Annotated in this window: 12 protein-coding genes; 11 read left to right on the top strand and 1 reads right to left on the bottom strand. The window is 62.7% G+C overall.

From position 1 onward, the window contains the following. Positions 1-25 precede the first annotated feature (25 nt). Both AC5E6W_RS06525 and AC5E6W_RS06530 read left to right on the top strand, forming a co-directional pair. Complete coding sequence (locus AC5E6W_RS06525) at positions 26-328, top strand: c-type cytochrome (RefSeq protein WP_491751459.1); 303 nt, start codon at positions 26-28, stop codon at positions 326-328. A gap of 142 nt (positions 329-470) precedes the next feature. After that, a complete protein-coding gene (locus AC5E6W_RS06530; RefSeq protein ID WP_491751460.1) occupies positions 471-1,904 on the top strand; it encodes a cytochrome c3 family protein in 1,434 nt (477 codons plus the stop codon). 70 nt (positions 1,905-1,974) lie between these two features. On the opposite strand, the gene AC5E6W_RS06535 is transcribed toward AC5E6W_RS06530, so the two are convergent. Then, complete coding sequence (locus AC5E6W_RS06535) at positions 1,975-2,577, bottom strand: hypothetical protein (protein WP_491751461.1); 603 nt, start codon at positions 2,575-2,577, stop codon at positions 1,975-1,977. A 307-nt stretch (positions 2,578-2,884) separates the two neighbouring features. Here AC5E6W_RS06535 and AC5E6W_RS06540 point away from each other — a divergent pair, with 307 nt between their 5' ends. From AC5E6W_RS06540 to AC5E6W_RS06580, 9 genes are all read left to right on the top strand, one after another. After that, complete coding sequence (locus AC5E6W_RS06540; RefSeq protein ID WP_491751462.1) at positions 2,885-3,763, top strand: universal stress protein; 879 nt, start codon at positions 2,885-2,887, stop codon at positions 3,761-3,763. A 77-nt stretch (positions 3,764-3,840) separates the two neighbouring features. Beyond that, positions 3,841-5,160 carry an acetyl-CoA hydrolase/transferase family protein gene (locus tag AC5E6W_RS06545; protein WP_491751463.1) on the top strand — a complete coding sequence of 440 codons (1,320 nt, stop codon included), beginning with the start codon at positions 3,841-3,843 and terminating at the stop codon, positions 5,158-5,160. Positions 5,161-5,262: 102 nt separating this feature from the next. Beyond that, entirely contained in the window at positions 5,263-6,213 is a 951-nt protein-coding gene (locus tag AC5E6W_RS06550; protein WP_491751525.1) for a carbohydrate kinase family protein, read from the top strand. A 381-nt stretch (positions 6,214-6,594) separates the two neighbouring features. Continuing rightward, on the top strand, positions 6,595-10,203 hold the full coding sequence (locus AC5E6W_RS06555; RefSeq protein WP_491751464.1) for a TonB-dependent receptor: 3,609 nt from the start codon (positions 6,595-6,597) through the stop codon (positions 10,201-10,203). A 151-nt stretch (positions 10,204-10,354) separates the two neighbouring features. Then, positions 10,355-11,848, top strand: a complete 1,494-nt coding sequence (gene glpK / locus AC5E6W_RS06560; protein WP_491751465.1) for a glycerol kinase GlpK — start codon at positions 10,355-10,357, stop codon at positions 11,846-11,848. Further along, the gene (locus AC5E6W_RS06565; protein WP_491751466.1) at positions 11,845-13,416 is read left to right on the top strand and encodes a glycerol-3-phosphate dehydrogenase/oxidase; all 1,572 of its coding nucleotides are present in this window, start codon (positions 11,845-11,847) and stop codon (positions 13,414-13,416) included. The genes glpK and AC5E6W_RS06565 overlap by 4 nt, the downstream gene beginning before the upstream one ends. A gap of 201 nt (positions 13,417-13,617) precedes the next feature. Beyond that, on the top strand, positions 13,618-14,790 hold the full coding sequence (locus AC5E6W_RS06570) for a glycerophosphodiester phosphodiesterase family protein (RefSeq protein ID WP_491751467.1): 1,173 nt from the start codon (positions 13,618-13,620) through the stop codon (positions 14,788-14,790). A 33-nt stretch (positions 14,791-14,823) separates the two neighbouring features. Next, positions 14,824-15,648 (top strand): MIP/aquaporin family protein, encoded by an 825-nt coding sequence (locus AC5E6W_RS06575; RefSeq protein ID WP_491751468.1) that lies wholly within the window; start codon positions 14,824-14,826, stop codon positions 15,646-15,648. A gap of 312 nt (positions 15,649-15,960) precedes the next feature. Beyond that, positions 15,961-19,881 carry a carboxypeptidase-like regulatory domain-containing protein gene (locus AC5E6W_RS06580; RefSeq protein ID WP_491751469.1) on the top strand — a complete coding sequence of 1,307 codons (3,921 nt, stop codon included), beginning with the start codon at positions 15,961-15,963 and terminating at the stop codon, positions 19,879-19,881. Positions 19,882-19,971: the final 90 nt, after the last annotated feature.

Genomic DNA, 19,971 nt, shown 5'->3' on the forward strand with positions numbered 1-19,971 from the left:
TTCAACCGGAACGAGGAGATTTGGGATGAACAGAATCATCAGGATCGGACTGGCAGTGACCCTGGCGCTTTCGGCCAGCGCTGCCATGGCCCAGGCCGGTGCGGATACCTTCAAGGCCAAGTGTGCCATGTGCCACGGTGCAGATGGCCTGGCTCAGACCGGCGCCGGCAAGGCGATGCATGTTCCTTCGGTGAAGGAGTTCAAGGCGGGAGACGATCTCGTTGCGATCACCACGGACGGCAAAGGTAAGATGCCGGCATACAAGGGCAAGCTGACTGACCCGCAGATCAAGGAAGTTGTCGGCTACCTCAAGTCGCTGGGTAAGTAACCGCAACACAACGGCGTCGCAGCCTCCGCGACGCCACCGCAGCGAGGACGCGCTGACGCGACAGGCCGATGGGCCCGTCAGCTGAAGCGCGTCCTCGCCGCGCATACCCTGCCCACGACGGAAGCGAAAGGAACACAGAACGATGGCTGACTTCGAAAGCTTCAGGAAGAACTGGATCCGGCCGTTCTTCTTCTATGGCAACAACCGGCTAAGTCTCATCGGCGGCGCGCTGACCAGCGCCTCCGCATTGGTTCTCATTGGCTTCTGGGTCGTCGACGTGCTGGGCCATGCGGGCAGCAACAACCCGTACATCGGTATCATCGTCGACTTCGCGCTTCCGGCGCTGTTCGTACTCGGTCTCGTGATGATCGCGGTCGGTCTTCTGCTGCGGCAGCGTGGCCTCAAGGCTGCGGGAGAGATTCCGTCTGTCTTCCCCGCGATTAACATGAGCGACCCGGTCTTTCGCCACGGCATCGAGTTTGTGGCGATCGCGACCGCGATCAACTTCGTCATCGTAGGCACCGCGGCCTATCGCGGCGTGGCCTACATGGACACTCCCAGCTTCTGCGGCCAGGCCTGCCACGTGATGGATCCTGAGTTTCAGGCCTACCACATGGCCTCGCACCGCGGCGTGCCATGCACGGACTGCCATATCGCTCCCGGTGTGGGCGGCTTTGTCCATGCCAAGATGAACGGCACCAAGCAGCTCGCACTTGTGCTCATGCACAAGTGGCCGACGCCGATCATGGCGGACAACAAGGTCCCCGCCGCCAATCTGACCTGCCTCAACTGCCACAACCCGGATCGCAACATCGGCGATCGCATTCACATCGATAACACCTTCGGAGACGATGAGAAGAACTCATTGACGCACACCGTGGCTGTCATGCACGTGGGTGGTGGCAATGTGCTCGGACAGTGGACCGGCATCCATGGCGCGCACTCCGCACACATCGAGTACATCGCAACGGATAATGCTGCGCAGACGATTCCGTATGTCGCCATCACCAATCCCGATGGCTCGGTCACGGAGTTCCTGTCCAGCGACGCCAAGGGAACGCCGGCAGGGAACCGCCACACCATGGACTGCATCGACTGCCATAACCGGGCGGCGCACTCCTTCGATACGGCGCAGCAGGCGCTCGACCGCTACATGACGGCTGGCACTCCCAACGCCGCTCTGCCTTTCATCCACAAGCAAGGCATGGCGTTACTGAAGACCGAGTACAGGACCCAGGAGGATGCCCAGACGGGTATCACCAAGGGGCTCGAGCAGTTCTACAGCGCACAGTATCCCCAGGTGTACGCTTCGCAGCGTCCCCAGGTGGAAGCTGCCGCAAAGGCTCTGACCTCGATCTACGATCACAACATCTTTCCGGCCATGAAGGTCACGTGGGGAACCCATCCCAACAACCTGGGCCACAACGACTATCCCGGCTGCTTCCGTTGCCATGACGGCAGCCACACGTCGAAGAGCGGGAAGACCATCAACAACGATTGCGCTACCTGCCACAACCTGGCGGCTACCGACGAGGCAAATCCGAAGGCGTTGGCGGACCTGGGCATACCGCAGTAGGACGAACATCATGTCAATAAGAAGAGCGCGGGCTTCAGCCCGCGCTCTTCTCTGTTTCAGGAACAAACGGTTATCGGCAGGTTGCCGGCTCGGCCTCGCGGACCAGCGAACCATCCTGGCTGGCGAGCATGCTTCCCGAGAGCACGATCAGCTCCGCACCCACGAGGCACAGATAGAGGTTGATACTCCAGGCCGCGAACGCATGGCCGAGCGAGGCGCTCCCGAGCAGCATTGCCGCGGCGATCAGCGAGATTGCCGCCGAGAGATAGCAGCCCGAGGCGCGGTACTTCGCCCCGGGACACGCCGCAGTCGCTAGCGCCGTCATCGCCGACGCAAGCGCCGGCAACGATGCCATGCCCAGCAGCCAGGGGGTCGAGACCTGCGTGGCCAGCATCGTCAGCAGCGAGGCCGCGACCACTCCGCCCAGCACTGCCTGTCCCCGCATCACCGCCCGCTGGTGGCGCGGACCACCGGCCTTCCATGCTGTCACCGCGACGATTGAGGAATCGATGGCGAGAAACGAAGCAAGGCACACCGTAGACGTGGACAAGCTCGTGCCTGAGCTCATCGCCGACGTGGCGATAGAAGGAAGAAACAGTGTGCCAGTACCGGCAAGCACGGCGGCAGTGCCGCGAAACAGTCCGGCTGCCCAATAGCGCGTGGTCTCTGTCATAGCGAGGGATCTCCCGTTGCAGCGTCAGGCACGGTGCGAAGCGTGCCCGATGCAGGATGCGATGGCCGCGGCCGTCGCGAAGCCCAGGCGGAATGCCTGGGCGGGTACCGGACTATCTTCGGCCATCGAACGTCGATCAGGGCGTGATATCGGTCACACGGAGCGCCTCCTTCGCCAATCCGGGAGAGGTGACCGGCCTCCCGAGCGAGGCGTGACCTCTATCACCGTGCGCGCTGGCAAGAAGGGATCGAATGAGGATGAAATGAGGGCAGATGCGGACTCCCGGCGTCGGCCCACGGAGGCACCTATGCCAGTCATCGGAACTCGTCCCGCGCTAAACGTGGAGCATATTCTCATGGCCACTGACTTCTCGCAGTCGTCACGCATTGCAGGATCCTACGCGATGGCCCTCGGCCTGCGCTTTGGCTCCGCGGTCGATGCCGTCCACATCTACGATCCCGCCCAGAATCGCACCTATGAGGACGGCGTCCTCGCGCCGCTCGACAACCTCCGCATGGACATGCGCCGTGAGCGGCTCCAGCTTGTCGAGCGCAAGATGCTCTCGATGGGCCTCGACGCACATGCAGTGCTCGCCGAAGGACATCCTCCCGCCCGGAGACTGCTGGACATGATCGAGGAGCGGCACGCAGACCTTATCGTGCTCGGCACAAGCTGCCGCACCGGCCTCGATCGGCTTCTGCTCGGCTCCACGGCGGAGGCTGTGCTGCGCGAGACCTCGCATCCTGTGCTCACGGTTGGACCGCAGTGCGAATCCCCCGCGCCCGGCCCGTTGACCTTCCGCAGCATCGTCTACGCCACCGATTTCTCACCGCAAGCCGCGCGGGCCGCGGCCTTCGCCCTCTCGTTCGCGGAAGACAGTGCGTCTGAGCTCTACTACAGCTACGTGGCCGGTCCCGGCGAACAGCTGACAGCGGAGAAAGAAGAGGGCTTCCGTGCAGAACTGCGTCGTCTCGTTCCCGATTTCACCTCCGATTGGTGCACGCCGCACACGGTCGTTGCGCATGGCGAGCCGGTAGCGGCGATCCTTGAACTCGCGGGGCGCGTCAAGGCAGACCTCATCGTGCTCGGCGCACGCCGCTCCACATTTGCGTTGCGTCATCTGGAGCGTGGTGTGACGCCGCAGATTCTCGCAGAAGCGAAATGTCCGGTGTTGACCGTCTGCTAACAGCGCTCCACTTCGCACCTCGCAGCAGGCTTGGCAACTCGCAGAGCAACCCGGATAGGGATCCAAGGAGAACCACGATGAACTGGGAGCAGCAATACCAGTCGAAGCTCACGGATGCGGACAACGCCGTGAAGGAAATCCCCAGCGGCGCCAGGGTGGTCGTAGGCCAGGCCATCTCGCAGCCCCCGGCGCTGATGCACGCTCTCGCGCGCCGCGCCGAGGCCGGCGCCATCGACCAGGTCCGCGTCTACTACTACCACTCCGAGCACCACATGCGCGAGTCCATCCTGCGCTATGAGCTCATGGGCCGCATCCTGCCGCACTGCATGTTCTGGCAGGCCGGTGAGCGAGAACTCGAACGGCGCGGCCTCGCCGACGGCGGCCGCAAGGTCGTCTTCTATGTGCCCAACTCCTTCAGCCAGGCCACCCGCTTCCTTACGGATGATGTGAACGTCGACACGCTGCTGATCACCGTTTCACCCATGGACAAGGACGGCTACTTCACCTTCGGCACGAATAACGATTACAGCTCGACGGTTGCACGCCACGTGAAGAGGCTGCTCATCGAGGTCAATCCCCAGATGCCGCGGGTCTTCGGCCGTTCGCAGCTGCATGTTTCGGAGGTGCACGCCATCGTCGAGAACAACGTGCCACTGCTGGAGCATGCACCGCGCACGGTGGTGGCGGAAGAAATTGCCATCGCCAGGCACATCTCAGGGCTCGTTCCGGATCATGCCTGCCTGCAGTTCGGTGTCGGCGGCCTTCCCAACGCCGTGTGCGATGCCCTTCGTGAGCGCAAGCACCTGGGAGTCCATACCGAGGTCCTCACGCCGGGCATCGCGAAGCTGATCCAGAGCGGCGCGGTAACCAATCGCTACAAGGCCGTCAACAATGGCAAGAGCGTCTTCACCTTCGCTCTCGGCGACCGCGAGATGTACGACTTCATGCATGAGAACATCGGGCTCGAGAGCCACCCTGTCTCTTACGTGAACGATCCTCACGTGATCGCGCAGAATGACAATGTCGTCAGTGTGAACTCCACCATTGAGATGGACCTCACCGGAGCCTGCAACTCGGAGCACGTCAACGGGCATCAGTTCACCGCCACGGGGGGCCAGCTCGACTTCGTGCGCGGAGCGTATGCCTCCCACAACGGTAAGTCCATCCTCGCCTTCCAGTCTTCATGCAAGGGCGGCGCCATCAGCAAGATCGTGCCCAGGCTCTCCGGCCCGGTGACGACACCGCGCACCGACATCCATTACGTGGTGACGGAGAACGGCTTCGCCAACCTCAAGGGAATGTCGTCGACGGAGCGGGCGACGGCATTGATCGGCCTCGCGGCGCCACAGTTCCGTGAAGAACTGACTCGCGAAGCCCACGAGCGGTTCCTGATCTAGACCCGACAAAGTTCCAACCGGACGAGACGCACGACGGGCGAAACATAAGCAAAATCGCTCCTTTATGAATAGGCCTTTACAATATGGAATATGTCTTTGCCTGTGCGGTCCGTGGACCTAGTCGGTGTTGGCCTGAATGCCACGGATACGGTGATCGCCGTTGACCATTACCCGGAGCGGGGCTCCAAGATCGGCTATCGCGATGAAACCGTGATGCCCGGTGGACAGGTAGCCTCGACGGTAGTAGCGTGCGCACGCTGGGGTCTCAACTCTCGTTATGTCGGCAAGCTGGGCGACGACGATGCCGCACGTCTTCATGCTCGCGAGTTCGAGCGCGCGGGCGTCGAGGCCAGGATCGTCAACGTCCCTGGAGCCGCCAGCCACAAGTCCCTCATCCTGGTCGACCACGACGGAGAGCGCACCGTGCTCGGCCGCCGCGATCCCCGCCTGACCCTGCGCCCCGAAGAGATTCAGCGCGAGTGGATCGTGAACGCTCGCGCGCTGCATGTCGATGGCTACGACACCGCCGCCGCGACGCTCGCAGCCACCTGGGCGCGCGAGGCTGGCGTGCCCGTCATCGCGGACCTCGACGAGCCCTATCCCGGTGTCGAGGAGCTGCTCGAAAAGATCGACTACCTCATCGTCAGCCGCGATTTCCCCTGCGCTCTCATGGGCGAGACCGACTACGCCAAGGCCCTGCAGGCGATGCATGAGCGCTTCGGCAACGCACTCTCCGCGACCACGCTGGGGCCCGGTGGGGTTCTTGCCTTCGATGGCAGGCAATTCTTTTACTGCGCTGCCTTCAACGTACCTGTCGTGGATACGACCGGAGCGGGCGACACCTTCCACGCCGGCTTCATCTTCGGTCTGCTGCAGGGCTGGCCGCTCGAGCGCATCCTGGAGTTCTCCTGCGCCGCAGCTGCACGCAACTGCATGTTTACCGGCGCTCGCGGAGGCCTCGGAACGGTTGCCGAGATCGAATCGATCGTTGCCGCGACCCCGCGTCACAGGGTGCCGGCGTACGTCGCTCCGCTGCTCGCCATACCCGCATAGCACACGGCCCGCAGCAAGTGCGCGGCCCCAAAGGCACGACCCCAAACGCACCATACGACCGGCTCTCCGCCGGTTGAAGCAGTTGTTTGCTCCCAAATCCCCTGGCGTTTGAGACCACTGCTTTGCGTGAACACACGATGAATTCGCGGCCGCGTTGCACATCGAAGGTCCTCGCCCTGTGGATGCATGTTGATGGAACCGCAACACGAGAACGGCATAGTGGGGTCAACCCCTGTCGGATCAGATTTCGTCTGCGCAACCCGTTGAGCCCATGCTGCTGCGCATTTCTCCCGTCCGGCACATAAAAGAGCCGCTGTTCCGTAACCGGTGACAGCGGACGCCATCCTTGCATTCCTACATACTTTCGGAGGCACATTCGATATGCAATTCAGATCAGGATTCCGTACCGATCTCACGAACAGGCTCGCCGCATTCCTGCTGGCCGCCGTCGCGTTCCTTGCGATCCTAGGCGTCGCGCCCGTCGCGCAGGCGCAGTATGACAACGGCAGTCTTCTCGGCACCATCAAGGACTCCAGCGGTGCACCCATCGCGAACGCCTCCGTCACCGTGACGGACATCGCCACAGGCATCGCGACGCAAACGAAGACCAACAGCAACGGCGATTACGAGGTCCCCACACTGCACGTGGGATCGTACCGCATCAGCGCTACGGCGCAGGGCTTCTCTGAAGCCATGGCCCAGAACATCGCTGTATCCGTCGGTGGCCGTCAGCGCATCGATCTCTCGCTCCCCGTTGCCGGCAAGGATGTCACGATTGAGGTCTCGGACGTCGCGCTGCAACTCGAGACCGAAACCTCCGAGCGTGGCCAGATCATCACGGGCTACCAGAGCGAGGCCTTCCCGCTCGTCAGCCGAAACTACTCGGACCTTCTCGCGCTGATTCCCGGCTCGCGCCAGGCGCCCACCGCGGCGACCACCAGCTCCATCAACTCGCTCGTCCGCGCCGGCGCCTACAACATCAACGGCCAGCGTTCGATGTTCAACAACTTCCTGCTCGACGGCCTCGACAACAACGCCTATGGCGAGTCGAACCAGGGCTTCGACAACCAGATCATCGCCGTCCCGCCCGACTCCGTGGCTCAGTTCCAGGTAGTGACCAACAACGAGAGCGCCGAATATGGACGCAGCTCCGGCGCAACCGTAAACGTGGCTACCCAGAGCGGTACCAGCCGGTACCACGCCACTCTGTACGAGTTCATCCGCAACACCGACCTGAACGCGACAGGTTTCTTCAAGCCAACGCAGGTCGGTGGCACCGGCATCACCACACCGTTCAAGAAGCCCACGTTCAACCGCAATCAGTTCGGCGTCAACTTCGGCGGCCCCATCCTCAAGGACAAGCTCTTCTTCTTCCTCGACTACGAAGGCTTCCGCCAGGTGCTCAAGCCGCTCAGCGTACTCACGCTACCCACGCAGAACGAGCTCAACGGCATCCTCGTCGTTCCGGTGAAGAACGCAACCACGGGCGCCACCTACGCCGCCGGCACCGCCATTCCGACCACCGCGTTTGACCCGCTCTCCCTGCAGATCGTGAACTACTTCAAGCAGATCTCCTCGGCACTTCCGATCAGCGGCCTTCCGACCACTGGCGCCGCCTCCAACGATTACGCCGTGCAGGTGCCCTTCACCGACAACGCCGACAAGGGCGACCTTCGCCTCGACTACCAGGTCAACCCTAAGCTCAGCACCTTCCTCCGCATCAGCGATCGCAAGGAGAACGGCGTCAACTATCCGGCGATCCCACTCCCGCTCGACGGCCAGACCAACGGCAAGATCCGCATCCTCGATCAGCAGATCATGATGGGCGCCACCAAGCAGATCGGCGACAACAAGGTGCTCGATGCCCGCATCGGCCTCAACCGCACCAAGGCCGGCAAGTACACGCTCTCCATCGGCGACAACGTCTTCTCGATCCCCGGCCTGCCCAGCAACCCGGTCGTCGCGGGCGGCCTTCCCTCCGTCGGCATCACGGGCGGCTTCACAGCATTCGGCCGCCAGAGCACCAACCCCCAGTGGCAGAACCCCGCCTTCCTCGACCCCAAAGTCAACTTCTCCTGGGTCAAGGGCAAGCACTCGATGAAGTTCGGCTATGAGTTCGAGCACATCTGGATGGCGGTGAACGACAACAACCCCCTCTACGGCTCCTACACGTATGGTGGCGGCTACAGCAACGCCGGCGGCTCCACCGTCGCCGATACCTACTGGGCCGACTTTCTCTTCGGCACTACCAGCGCTTACTCCCTCGCCAACTACTACGTCGCCCACCTCACCCAGAACATCGAGAGCGTCTACGCGCAGGATGACTGGAAGCCGCTCCCGAATCTGACGCTCAACCTGGGCTTGCGCTGGGAGTACGGCTCGCCCTACGCCGACCTGCACAACAACATCTCCAACTGGGATCCGACCACCCAGACCGTGCTCACCACAACACCGGGCGCCGTGCAGGGCAACGGCATCACACCCGTCTCCCTTGGCGGCGTCTACGGTCGCACCCTGGTCAATCCAGACCTCAACGACTTCGCCCCGCGCATCGGTTTCTCCTACGCCGCCACGCCCAAGACCGACATCCGCGGCGGCTTCGGCGTTAGCTACGTCCACTACACCCGCGCCGGTTCGGGCGACATCCTCAACATCAACGCTCCCCAGGCACAGTTTGCCTCGGTCACGCAGATCGCGCCCACCGTCGCCAACCACTGCGTCACGCCGCTGCCCCCGCAGATCATCGCCACCGGCGCCACCACGCCTTCCTGCTACGCCACCGCCAGCCAGGGCTATCCCAGCGGCCTCGTGACCAGCTTCAACCCCGCCACTGACAACATCACATGGGTCCCCAAGAACACGCGCGACAGCTACGTGGAGAGCTACTTCCTCTCGGTGCAGCGCACCCTGATCAAGAACTCGGTGCTCGATATCGCCTACGTCGGCAACCACGGTCTCAAGCTGCAGGGCTTCCTCAACGGCAACCAGAAGAACCCCTCCGCCGGCTTCGCTCGCCCATTCGGTAGCTGGCCTTCGGACATCACGGAAGCCCTCAACGAGTTCACCTCCAACTTCAACTCGCTGCAGGCCAAGTACGAACAGCGCTTCTCGGGCGGACTCACGCTGCTCAACTCCTTCAACTGGCAGCACTCGCTGGATAATGCCAGCGCCTCGCTCGAAGGCAACACACCCTCGCCGCAGGACGCCAACAACATCCGCGCGGACTACTCGCAGTCGGACTACAATCTTCCGCTCTCCAACGTCACCAGCCTCGTTTACGAGCTTCCCTTCGGCAACGGCAAGCCCTTCCTGCATGACATGAAGGGTGCAGGCGAGTCCTTGCTCGGTGGATGGCAGATCAGCCTCATCAACACCGCGCAGGCCGGCACGCCCTTCAACGTCACCTACTCGCCAAGCGGCGCCAGCACCCCTGCTTACACCGGCGGCCCCACGGTCTCCGGCGGCCAGCAGCTCTCGCCTCAGATCACCGCCACCTACCGCGGCGCCAACGAGTATCGTCCTGACCGTGTACCAGGTAGCAAGGTCACGAACGGCACCGGCATCCGCGCCACCAACGGAACGGGCTACGTCGACTACATCAACGTCAACGCCTTCGTCCTGCCGCCGGTCAAAGACGCCTCTGCCAACCTGCTCAGCCCCTTTGGCACCGCAAGCCGCAACCCCGGCCGTTCACCTGCCTTCTACCAGACCGACTTCGCGATCAACAAGAAGTTCGCCACGCCGGTCGAAGGTCTCAAGGTCGAGTTCCGCACGGAGTTCTACAACCTCTTCAATCACACCAACTACTACCTGCCCGGCGCGCTTTCGCTCTCACAGGGAACCACCACTACGATCGCTGGCGTCGGCGGATCGGTCCCGGTAAGTACCATCACCGCTCCCACCGTCACCAATGGCGTCACCAACACCGGCCAGATCACCAGCACCTTCACACCGCGCGTGATCCAGTTCGGTCTGAAGATCCTCTACTAACCCTCCGCACGCGGCCCGGGCCCCACACAGGCCCGGGCCGCGTCTTTGTTTCATTCGCTCTTTGTTGTAGCAACGCTTCCGAAGGTATGCTCTCCCTGCGCGCGGAATCGCGCTCCTGCACGTACGGAATGCGCAACGGGAAGAGGACACAATGGCAGACAAGCAATACATTCTCGCGCTCGACCAGGGCACGACCAGCTCGCGCGCGATGGTAATCGACGCCGCCGGCAACGTCGTCGCACTCGCGCAGCGGCCCTTTGAGCAGCACTTCCCGCAGCCCGGCTGGGTCGAGCACTGCCCGATGGACATCTGGTCGTCGCAGAGCGGTGTGGTCAACGAAGCCCTCGCCGCTGCCGACCTCACCGAGCGCAACATCGCTGCCATCGGCATTACCAATCAGCGTGAAACCACCATCCTCTGGGACCGCGAGACCGGCGAGCCCGTCTACGCCGCCATCGTGTGGCAGGACCGCCGCACCTCTGCATGGTGCGATGCGCTACGAGAACGCGGCCTCGCTCCCAAGATCCAGGAGAAGACTGGCCTGCTGCCCGATGCCTACTTCTCGGCCAGCAAGCTCGTCTGGATGCTCGACCACGTGGAGGGCGCGCGCGCCAAGGCCGAGGTTGGCAAGCTCGCCTTCGGCACCGTCGATAGCTGGCTCGTGTGGAAGCTCACCCAGGGCGAGCAGCACATCACCGACGTCACCAACGCGTCGCGCACGATGCTCTTCAACATCCACACGCTGCAGTGGGATGAAGAGCTGCTGTCGCTCTTCAACGTGCCTGCCTCCGTACTGCCAAAGGTCGTTCCATCCAGCGGAGAGTGCGGTCGCACGAAGGGCCTGCTCACTGGCATCGCAATCGCTGGCATCGCGGGCGATCAGCAGGCTGCGCTCTTCGGGCAGATGTGCACCAAGCCCGGCATGGCCAAGTGCACCTACGGCACCGGCGCCTTCATGCTGATGAACACCGGCGAAAAGCCCGTAACCTCGAAGAGCCGCCTGCTGACCACCATCGCTTGGCAGATCGATGGCCACACCGAATATGCACTCGAAGGCAGCATGCTCATGGCCGGAGCCGTCGTGCAATGGCTGCGCGATGAGTTGCAGATCATTCGCAAGTCGTCGGAGATCGAAGAGCTCGCAGCCTCCGTGCCGGACTCCGGCGGTGTCGTCATCGTGCCTGCCTTTGCGGGCCTCGGAGCACCGCACTGGGATCAGTACGCCCGCGGAACAATCGTCGGCCTCACGCGCGGCACAGGCCGCGCCCACATCGCACGAGCCGCCCTCGAAGGCGTCGCACTGCAGGCAGCAGATGTTCTCGAGGCAATGGAGGCCGATGCCGGCATGCCGCTCATGCAGCTTCGCGTGGATGGCGGAGCCGCAGCCAATAATCTGCTCATGCAGATCCAGTCGGACGTGCTGGGAATCGAAGTCGTACGGCCGAAGAATGCTGAGGCGACCGCGCTCGGAGCCGCCTATCTCGCGGGTCTCGCCGTTGGCTACTGGGCGAACACCGAAGCCATCAGTGAGCAGTGGCAGATGGATCGCAACTTCAAGCCGCAGATTGATGCCGACCAGCGCAAACAAGTCCGCGCCACTTGGCATCGCGCGTTAGAGCGAGCCCGCGAGTGGGAGCAGGCGTGAGGACACGAGAAGACCGACTGCGCGAACTCGGTGATGCATCGATCATCTGGGATGTCCTCGTGATCGGCGGCGGCGCCAGCGGGCTCGGCTGCGCGGTGGAGTCAGCCTCGCGCGGCTATCGAACGCTGCTCGTCGAGCGCACAGACTTCGCCAAAGGCACATCGAGCCGCAGCACCAAGCTTGCCCACGGCGGCGTCCGCTACCTCGAGCAGATGAACCTCACGCTAGTCCTCGATGCCTTGCAGGAGCGCGGCCGCATGCTGCGCAACGCGCCGCACCTCGCCCACGACCTCAGCTTCGTCGTGCCCGCCTACGACTGGTTCGCGCTGCCGTACTACGGCTTCGGCCTCAAGGTGTACGAGTGGATGTCGGGCAAGCTCTCGCTGGGCAAGTCCTACGTGCTCTCGCGCGACGAAGCGAGCGCGCTGCTTACTGGCGCTGCGCGGCACGATCTTCGCGGCGGCATCCTCTATCACGACGGCCAGTTCGACGACTCGCGCTACGCCATTACCCTGATGCGGACGGTCGAAGACCTCGGAGGCATCGCCCTCAACTACTGCGAGGTCACGAGCCTCATCGAAGACGCCGGAAAAATCCGCGGAGCACATGCTCTAGATCGCGAAACAGGAGCTGAGTTCGACCTGCGCGCCCGTGTCGTCATCAACGCGACCGGAGTCAACGTAGGCACGGTGCTCGCCATGGACGGTCACCCCAATCAGGCGCTGCTCAGCGTCAGCCAGGGCACGCACTTCGTGCTCCCGAAGGACTACCTGCCCGGCGACACCGCCATGATGATCCCCAAGACCAGCGACGGCCGTGTACTCTTCGCGATCCCCTGGCAGGGCGCGGTACTGGTGGGTACCACGGACGAACCTGTCGAGCATGGAGTCGACGAACCACGCGCGCTTCCCGTCGAGCGCAACTTCCTGCTCGAACACGTCACGAAGTACATGGGCCGTACACCCGCGCCAGCCGAGATCCAGAGCGTGTGGAGCGGGCAACGTCCCCTCGTACGCCACGGCAGCGGCAAGACCTCGCAGCTCTCTCGCGACCACAAGGTCATCATGTCACCCTCGGGGTTGGTCACCATCACCGGCGGCAAGTGGACCACCTATCGCCGCATGGGCGAGGACACCATTGACAAGGCCGCCGAGTCCGCAGGTCTGCCCAAGCATCCCTCACGCACCGCAACCATGAAGCTGCACGGCGCTCCGGCTCAGCCGCTCACGGACGCCTCGAAGTGGGAGCAGGTGTATGGCACGGACTTTCCCGCCATCGAACAAATCTCCGAAGAACGTCCCGAGCTGAACGACCTGCTGCATCCCGATCTGCCTTATCGCGCGCGTGAAGTGATCTGGGCTGCGAGGCATGAACTCGCTCGCACGACGGAGGACATCCTCGCCCGACGCACGCACGCTCTGCTGCTCAACTCCCGCGCTGCGATCGAAGCTGCGCCTCGAGTAAGTGCGCTGCTGGCTGCGGAATTGCACCGCACCGCCGAGCAGCAGCAGGTCGATCTCGACGCGTTCCTTCAGCTGGCGCAGGGCTACGTCTATCGCGAAGCCTAACCGCCGCCACCTTCGCACAACCCGTCAACCCCCCGAGCCACAACACGAGCCCAACCCTGAACGATCCGACGAAAGGACCACGCTGTGCACTCGAAGATCTCTTCCCCAAGCTCCACGCCCATACGCTATAAAGGTCGCTGCCCTATGTTGTTCCATACGCTCCTCCCGCTCGCGCTGTTCGCTGCTGCCCTTTGCGCCCCGATGCTCGTGGCACAGAGCAGCGACTCGGCCACGAGCGATCCCTACATGGAGCTCATGCAGAAGGCCGCGGCCCATGCCCGCGCCCACCACACGAAGTACCCGCCTGCACTCTCGCCGCTCTTCAGCACACTGCTAGGCCCCACCCCCGAGGTGCATGTCGCGGAATTGCAGAAGGCCGGCTTCAAGGTGGTGCCCTGGACCACCAACGATCCCGAGCAGATGAAGCAGCTCCTGGCCCTCAAGGTCGATGGCATCATCTCCGACCGGCCCGACATCCTGCACAAGGTCATCCTCGAAGCGCGTGACGCCGCGAAGGGCGATGCCGCGCAACTCGCATACCTTGAGCGCGTGGACGCCGAAGGTCATCGCGGCGGTCGCGGCATTCGTCCGGAGAACACGCTGCCCGCCTTCGAGGGAGGCCTCGACAACGGCATCCATACCATCGAGACCGACACGGGTGTGACGACTGACCATCAGTCCCTCATCTGGCACGATCAGTTCCTCAATCCGCAGTCCTGCCGTCGCGCCGACGGCAAACCCTACACACTCGAAGACCGCGTCTACACCAGAGACATTTCGATGGCGGACGCGCAGAAGACCTTCGTCTGCGACAAGCTTCACTTCGGCCCCGATCAAAAGAACGACCTCGGGCTCTCGCCCGTTGCCGTAGCCTTCGCGAAGCGCGAAGGCATGATCAGTCCCTACGCCCCGACCAACGTCGCGCAGCTCTTCCGCTTCGTAGCGTTCTACGAAAAGTATTACGAGAGCGGCCCAGGCAGCCACACCCCCGAGGCGAAGGCGCGTGCCTATACCGCGAAGCATGTGCACTTCAACCTCGAGACGAAGATCGTGCCTTCAGGAATCAGCGAAGCCTCGATGATGGCCTCGATGACAGGTCACACTCTCGCGGAGCTGAAGGCTTCCGGCAAGGTTCCCGCGAGTGCCTTCGAGGAGAACCACACCGTCGACCCCGTCACCTTCGTCGATACGCTGTGCGGCTTCATCCGCCAGTACCACATGCAGGAGCGCGCCGACGTCCAGAGCTTCGACTTCCGCACCCTGCTGCTGGTGCAGGAGAAGTACCCTGAAATTCCCACTTACTATCTAACGGATTCAGCCAGGCTGTTAAGTACCGAGATGGTGCCGGAGGAACTGCGCGCCGGCAAACGCTGACGCACTCCTCACTGCACCGGCAGGAGAAACACCATGAAGCGAGAGTTCCTTGGACAACTGATCTCGGAAGCCACGGCGATGTTCCTCATCATCGCCTTCGGAGATTCGGTCGCGGCGATGTACACGCTCTACACCCCCAGCCCCTATCAGCAGGCTTACTGGGGCGTGTGCATCGCCTGGGGACTCGCCGTCACCATGGCCATCTACACCACGGCCTCGGTCAGCGGCTGCCACGCGAACCCTGCAGTCACGCTGGCCTTGGCCATCTACCGCAAATTCTCCTGGCGCAGCGTGCTGCCCTATTGGCTGGCTCAGGTAGTAGGCGGATTCCTCGGCGCCGCGCTGGTCTATCTTCTGTTCTCTCCGGTCATCGATAGCTACAACGCCGCACACCAACTCACGCGCGCGGGTGGTGGTGCTGCCGGTATGTTCTTCACGCATCCCGGTCTGGCCATCAATCCCATGCACGCCTTCATGGATGAGATCATCCTGACCGCCTTCCTCATCTTCGGCATCTTCGCCATCACGGAGAAGTTCAACGAGAGCGCCCCCGGCGCCAACGGTGGAGCACTCATGATCGGCCTTCTGGTCGCGCTTATCGGCGCTTCCATGGGCTACCTCGAAGCCTGGGCTCTCAACCCTGCGCGCGACTTCGGCCCACGCCTCTTCTGCTTCTTCGCAGGTTGGGGAGCGTCCGCGCTTCCTTCGCCCGATAGCTATTGGTGGATCCCTATCGTCGCCCCTCTGCTCGGCGCCGTGCTTGGCGGAGGAGCCTACCAGGTCCTCATCTGGCCCTATCTCCCGGCCCGCCGCAAAGCAATGCTCGAAGCACAGCAGGAAGTGGCGAGCGGAGTGTAGACCGTCTCTTTCGGCCCTGTCTCAGCCGGCTGAGGAATCCTGCTAATCACCGTTTGTCGCAACGCGATCCCACTGTGGGCCAGCTCCTCTTCGGAGACTGGCCCGCGGTGCATGTGGGCCGTCCCCATGGCGTTCTGGGATCAACCACATAGCAGGGTCTAATCGGTGCTCTGCTGAAGAAAACGCGCACGGCTCCTCGCCGTGAATCTAGCTCATTGGGGAACAATTTACCTATTGACACTTGTGCGAGCGCCGACGTACGGTTTTATGCCGGTAAGACAGTACCCCTGCATCGCTTTTGGAGGATCCTCGATGACGCTTCGCCCTTTGTGTTTCCAACGCCACTCTGATCGCATCAGTGGGAGCGGCTTTGGCCGCTTCCTCGCGATCGCGCTGGCCCTCACCTGCCTGTTCTTCGGCCATCAGCCGATGCAAGCCCAGACCGGCGGCGAAGCCGGTATCCAGGGGACCGTGACCGACTCCACCGGCGCCGCGATTCCCAATGCCACCGTTACCGCTCATAACGACGCGAGCGGTACGGACACAACGCGTCAGTCCACAAGCGATGGTCTCTTCACCATCTCCCCAATTATTCCCGGTGTATATACGGTCACCGTCAAGGCCGCCGGTTTCGGAACCTTCGTCCAGAAGAACCTCAAGGTCGACGCGCTGGTGATGACCGGCCTCACCCCGGTCCTCAACGTGGGCGAGCAGGCCGCCGAGGTGACCGTTACCGACGCACCCCCGGCGCTCCAGACGACGAACGCGACCCTCGGTGGCGTGCTCGAGAACCAGGTCTACCAGAATCTTCCGCTGCAGATGAGCGGCCAGCAGCGTGACCCGACCTCCTTTGCCACCCTTCTTCCCGGCGCCCAGAGCGGAGCCCGTGCGCCGATCATCGGGGGCACCGGCAACTACCTCGCCGCCGTGTACGTGGACGGTATTCCGGTTACTACCATCAATCAGCAGGGCGACAACCGCGTCGTCTCCAACGCGCTTCCGGTGGAAGCGATCGACCAGTTCCAGGTCGTGACCAGCACCCCCGCGGCCGAGTACCAGGGCGCTGGCCTCATCAACTTCACCATCAAGGCTGGCGGCGACAAGTACCATGGCACCGTTGCGGCTTACGTTCGCGCACGCATGTTCGACGCTTACGCCTATGCCACCAAGGACCAGACGGTGGTTACCGCTTCCGGCCAGACCGTGGCCGCCCCGAAGCAGGACGAGCACCAGTTCGAGTTCGTAGCCTCCGGCGGCGGTCCCATTCCCTTCATGAAGAAGAAGGGTTTTGTTCAGGTCACGTATGACAAGTACCACGGCCGCTCCGGCATCAACCCCAACTTCCTGACAATCCCAACGGCGCTGATGCGCACCGGCAACTTCAGCGAGCTGGGCACTTCGGTCAAGATCTACGATCCGACCACCGATGGCGCCTGCGTGAGTGCAACCATCCCCGGTACGCCTCCGAAGGCGACCACGGCCTGCCGTTCCGCTTTCACCAACAACACTATCCCGACGGCGGAGATCTCGCCCCTCGCGCTGAAGATGCAGAGCTACCTGCCCACCAACTACGACAACACTGGCCTGGTCAACAACTTCTTCGGCGGCACTCCCTCCGGGTATGACAACTGGGAGATCGCAGGCCGTGCCGACTTCGACCTCACCTCCAAGCAGCGTCTGTCGATGGTGGGTGCGTATGGCGTGCGGAAGAACGTGCCCTTCACGGTGGGAAGCAACGTGCCAGTTACGGCAACCGCCGGAGTTGTTCTTCCGCTGCCCTATACCGCCGGCGGCTACGCAACGATCATCCCGGTCATTGCGGATATCGAGCATGCGTGGCAGATCAGCAACACGATGACCAACCAGCTGAAGCTCGGCTTCAACCGCTTCGGGCAACCCATCACCAGCCTTACGGATGGGGTCTCGCCCTACCGTGCCGCAGCCGACCTCGGCATCACGAATCTGCCTGCCGGCCAGGCTTCAACGGAATTCCCAGCCGTCGCATTCGGCACGACGACGGCCAACCCGACGGCAGAGGCGACCTGGACCTCTAACGGCGCCAGCGGAGCTACGCAGACCACCATCCCGAACACCTTCACGCTTCTGGATAACTTCCTGTGGGTGAAGGGACAACACAGCCTCACGCTGGGTTTTCAGTCGCAGTGGCTCGAAGACAACGTAGCCTCGCAGCTCGGCCCCTCGGGAATTTACCAGATGTCTGTCACCGCGAATTCCACGGCAGCCGTTGTAGGCGGTACCGTCCAGCCGAACGCCACCTTCACGCCCACCGGTGCAACCTCAGCAGTAGCCGGCAGTGGCTTCTCCTACGCCAGCTTCCTGCTGGGCGCCATCAGTCAGTCCACCTCTGGGATTGCGCTGCAAGCCGTATCTGAGACGGGTGGGCGTTACCATGACTGGTCGCCCTATGTGCAGGACGACTGGAAGGTCACGCCCAAGCTGACCCTGAACCTCGGCCTGCGTTGGGATTACTTCCCGCCGTTCCATGAGGCCCAGGACCGATGGAGTTATCTCAACCCGAGCCTGACCAACACCATTACCGGCAACCTGGGTATGCTCGAATTCGCTGGCACTCACGGTGGCGCGGGCGCGAGCTGCAACTGCCGCACCCCGGTAAATACCTACTTCAAGAACTTCGGCCCCCGTATCGGTCTGGCCTACTCCATCACTCCCACGACGATCTTCCGCGCAGGCTACGCGATCGTGTACTCGATCGGAGGCGGCGTCGGTGGCCGCGGCGGCGCAGGCAATGGCACCGGGCAGGCAGGCTTCAATGTGAATGCCAACACTCCCAACGAGATCACGTCAATCGCGAATGGGGCTCCTGGGCCGTCGTACTACCTCAACAATAGCGCCTACTTCCAGAGTATCGGCGCAGCGAACACAGCCTACGGTGGACCCAACTACGTGCTGCCCTCATTGCCTACGGTCAATGCCAGTGCCCAGACAGTGAACACTGGTAACTACGTCAGCGGGGGCGCAACCGTGGCTGCCAGTTCGGTCAGCTACGCCGACCCGTATCTCTCGGGCCGCGCTCCAGAATTCCCGATGTACAACGCCGGTATCCAGCAGGCGTTGACCAAGTCGTTGACCCTGACCCTCAACTATGCGGGTACGGAGAGCCATTTTGTCCTGACTGGCGGTTCCAATGCGCGGGGCTTGTGGTCCAACCAGCTGGACCCCAAGTATCTGATGGCACTCGCTGGTGTTGCCGACTCCACTGGCACGGCTCCCATCCTCGGTGCGTCTGCCACCCCGGCGAACGTGGCGATCGTGCAAAGCAAGCTCTCTGGCTTCCAGGTTCCTTATGCTGGGATCGTTGGTTCCTCAGCAACGATCTCGCAGATGCTGGTTCATTTTCCTCAGTACTCCGGTGTGAGCGATCTCTGGGGTCAGAACGTTGGCAACCTCAGTTACAACGCCCTGCAGGTCTCGCTGAATGAGGCCAGCTTCCACGGCCTTACCTACTCTGTGAACTACACGTGGTCGCGCAACCTGGGCGACGACGGCACTTTCCGCAGCGGCTACGATATCCCCGCCGGCGCTGTCTCCGGTTCGGGGAAGGCGTACTCTATGGATCGCATCGAGCGTTCTCTCACCCTCACCGACAACACCCATGCCCTCTCGGCCTTCGGCGTCTGGGCGCTCCCCTTCGGCAAGAATCACCTCGGTGGCGCTACTGCCATCGGACGTGCTCTTGCCAGCGGTTGGCAGGTGTCCAGCATCTACCGCTTCAACAGCGGCACTCCCTTTGTGCCGACGTATGGCGGCTGCACAGCCCCGGCGAACTCCGGTACCTGCATGCTGGATCTCAACCCTGCCTACTCGGGCAACGGAAAGTTGGCTTCGGGCTATCGTCACTTCAAAACCCAATACATCGATCCCAACGCCTTCAAGGCGCCGGCGACGTTTAGCTCGAATCTCTCAACCAAATACACCATGATCGGCAATGCGCCCCGCACGGCTCCGTACGGTCTTCGCAACCCGTACTTCTGGCAGGATGATGCCGCTGTCCAGCGCCAGTTTCACATCTATGACCGTCTGAACTTCCAGGCCCGCGTGACGGTGATCAACATCTTCAACCATCCAACGCTGAATGCTCCGACTGCGGCGTGGGGAGCCCCGGGAACCACCGCTGGCACCGCATTTGGTGTGATCACCGGCGCCCAGGCCAACCCTCGCGACTTCCAGTTCTCCGGAAGCTTCAACTTCTAACGGCTCTTTTCACTTCTCCCGCGTGCGGCGCTTTCCCAGGCCGCACGCGGTTTCTTTTGCGATTGCCCCTCGCAACGAAAAGAAAACGGG

It is taken from the genome of Bryocella sp. (genome assembly GCF_058498515.1).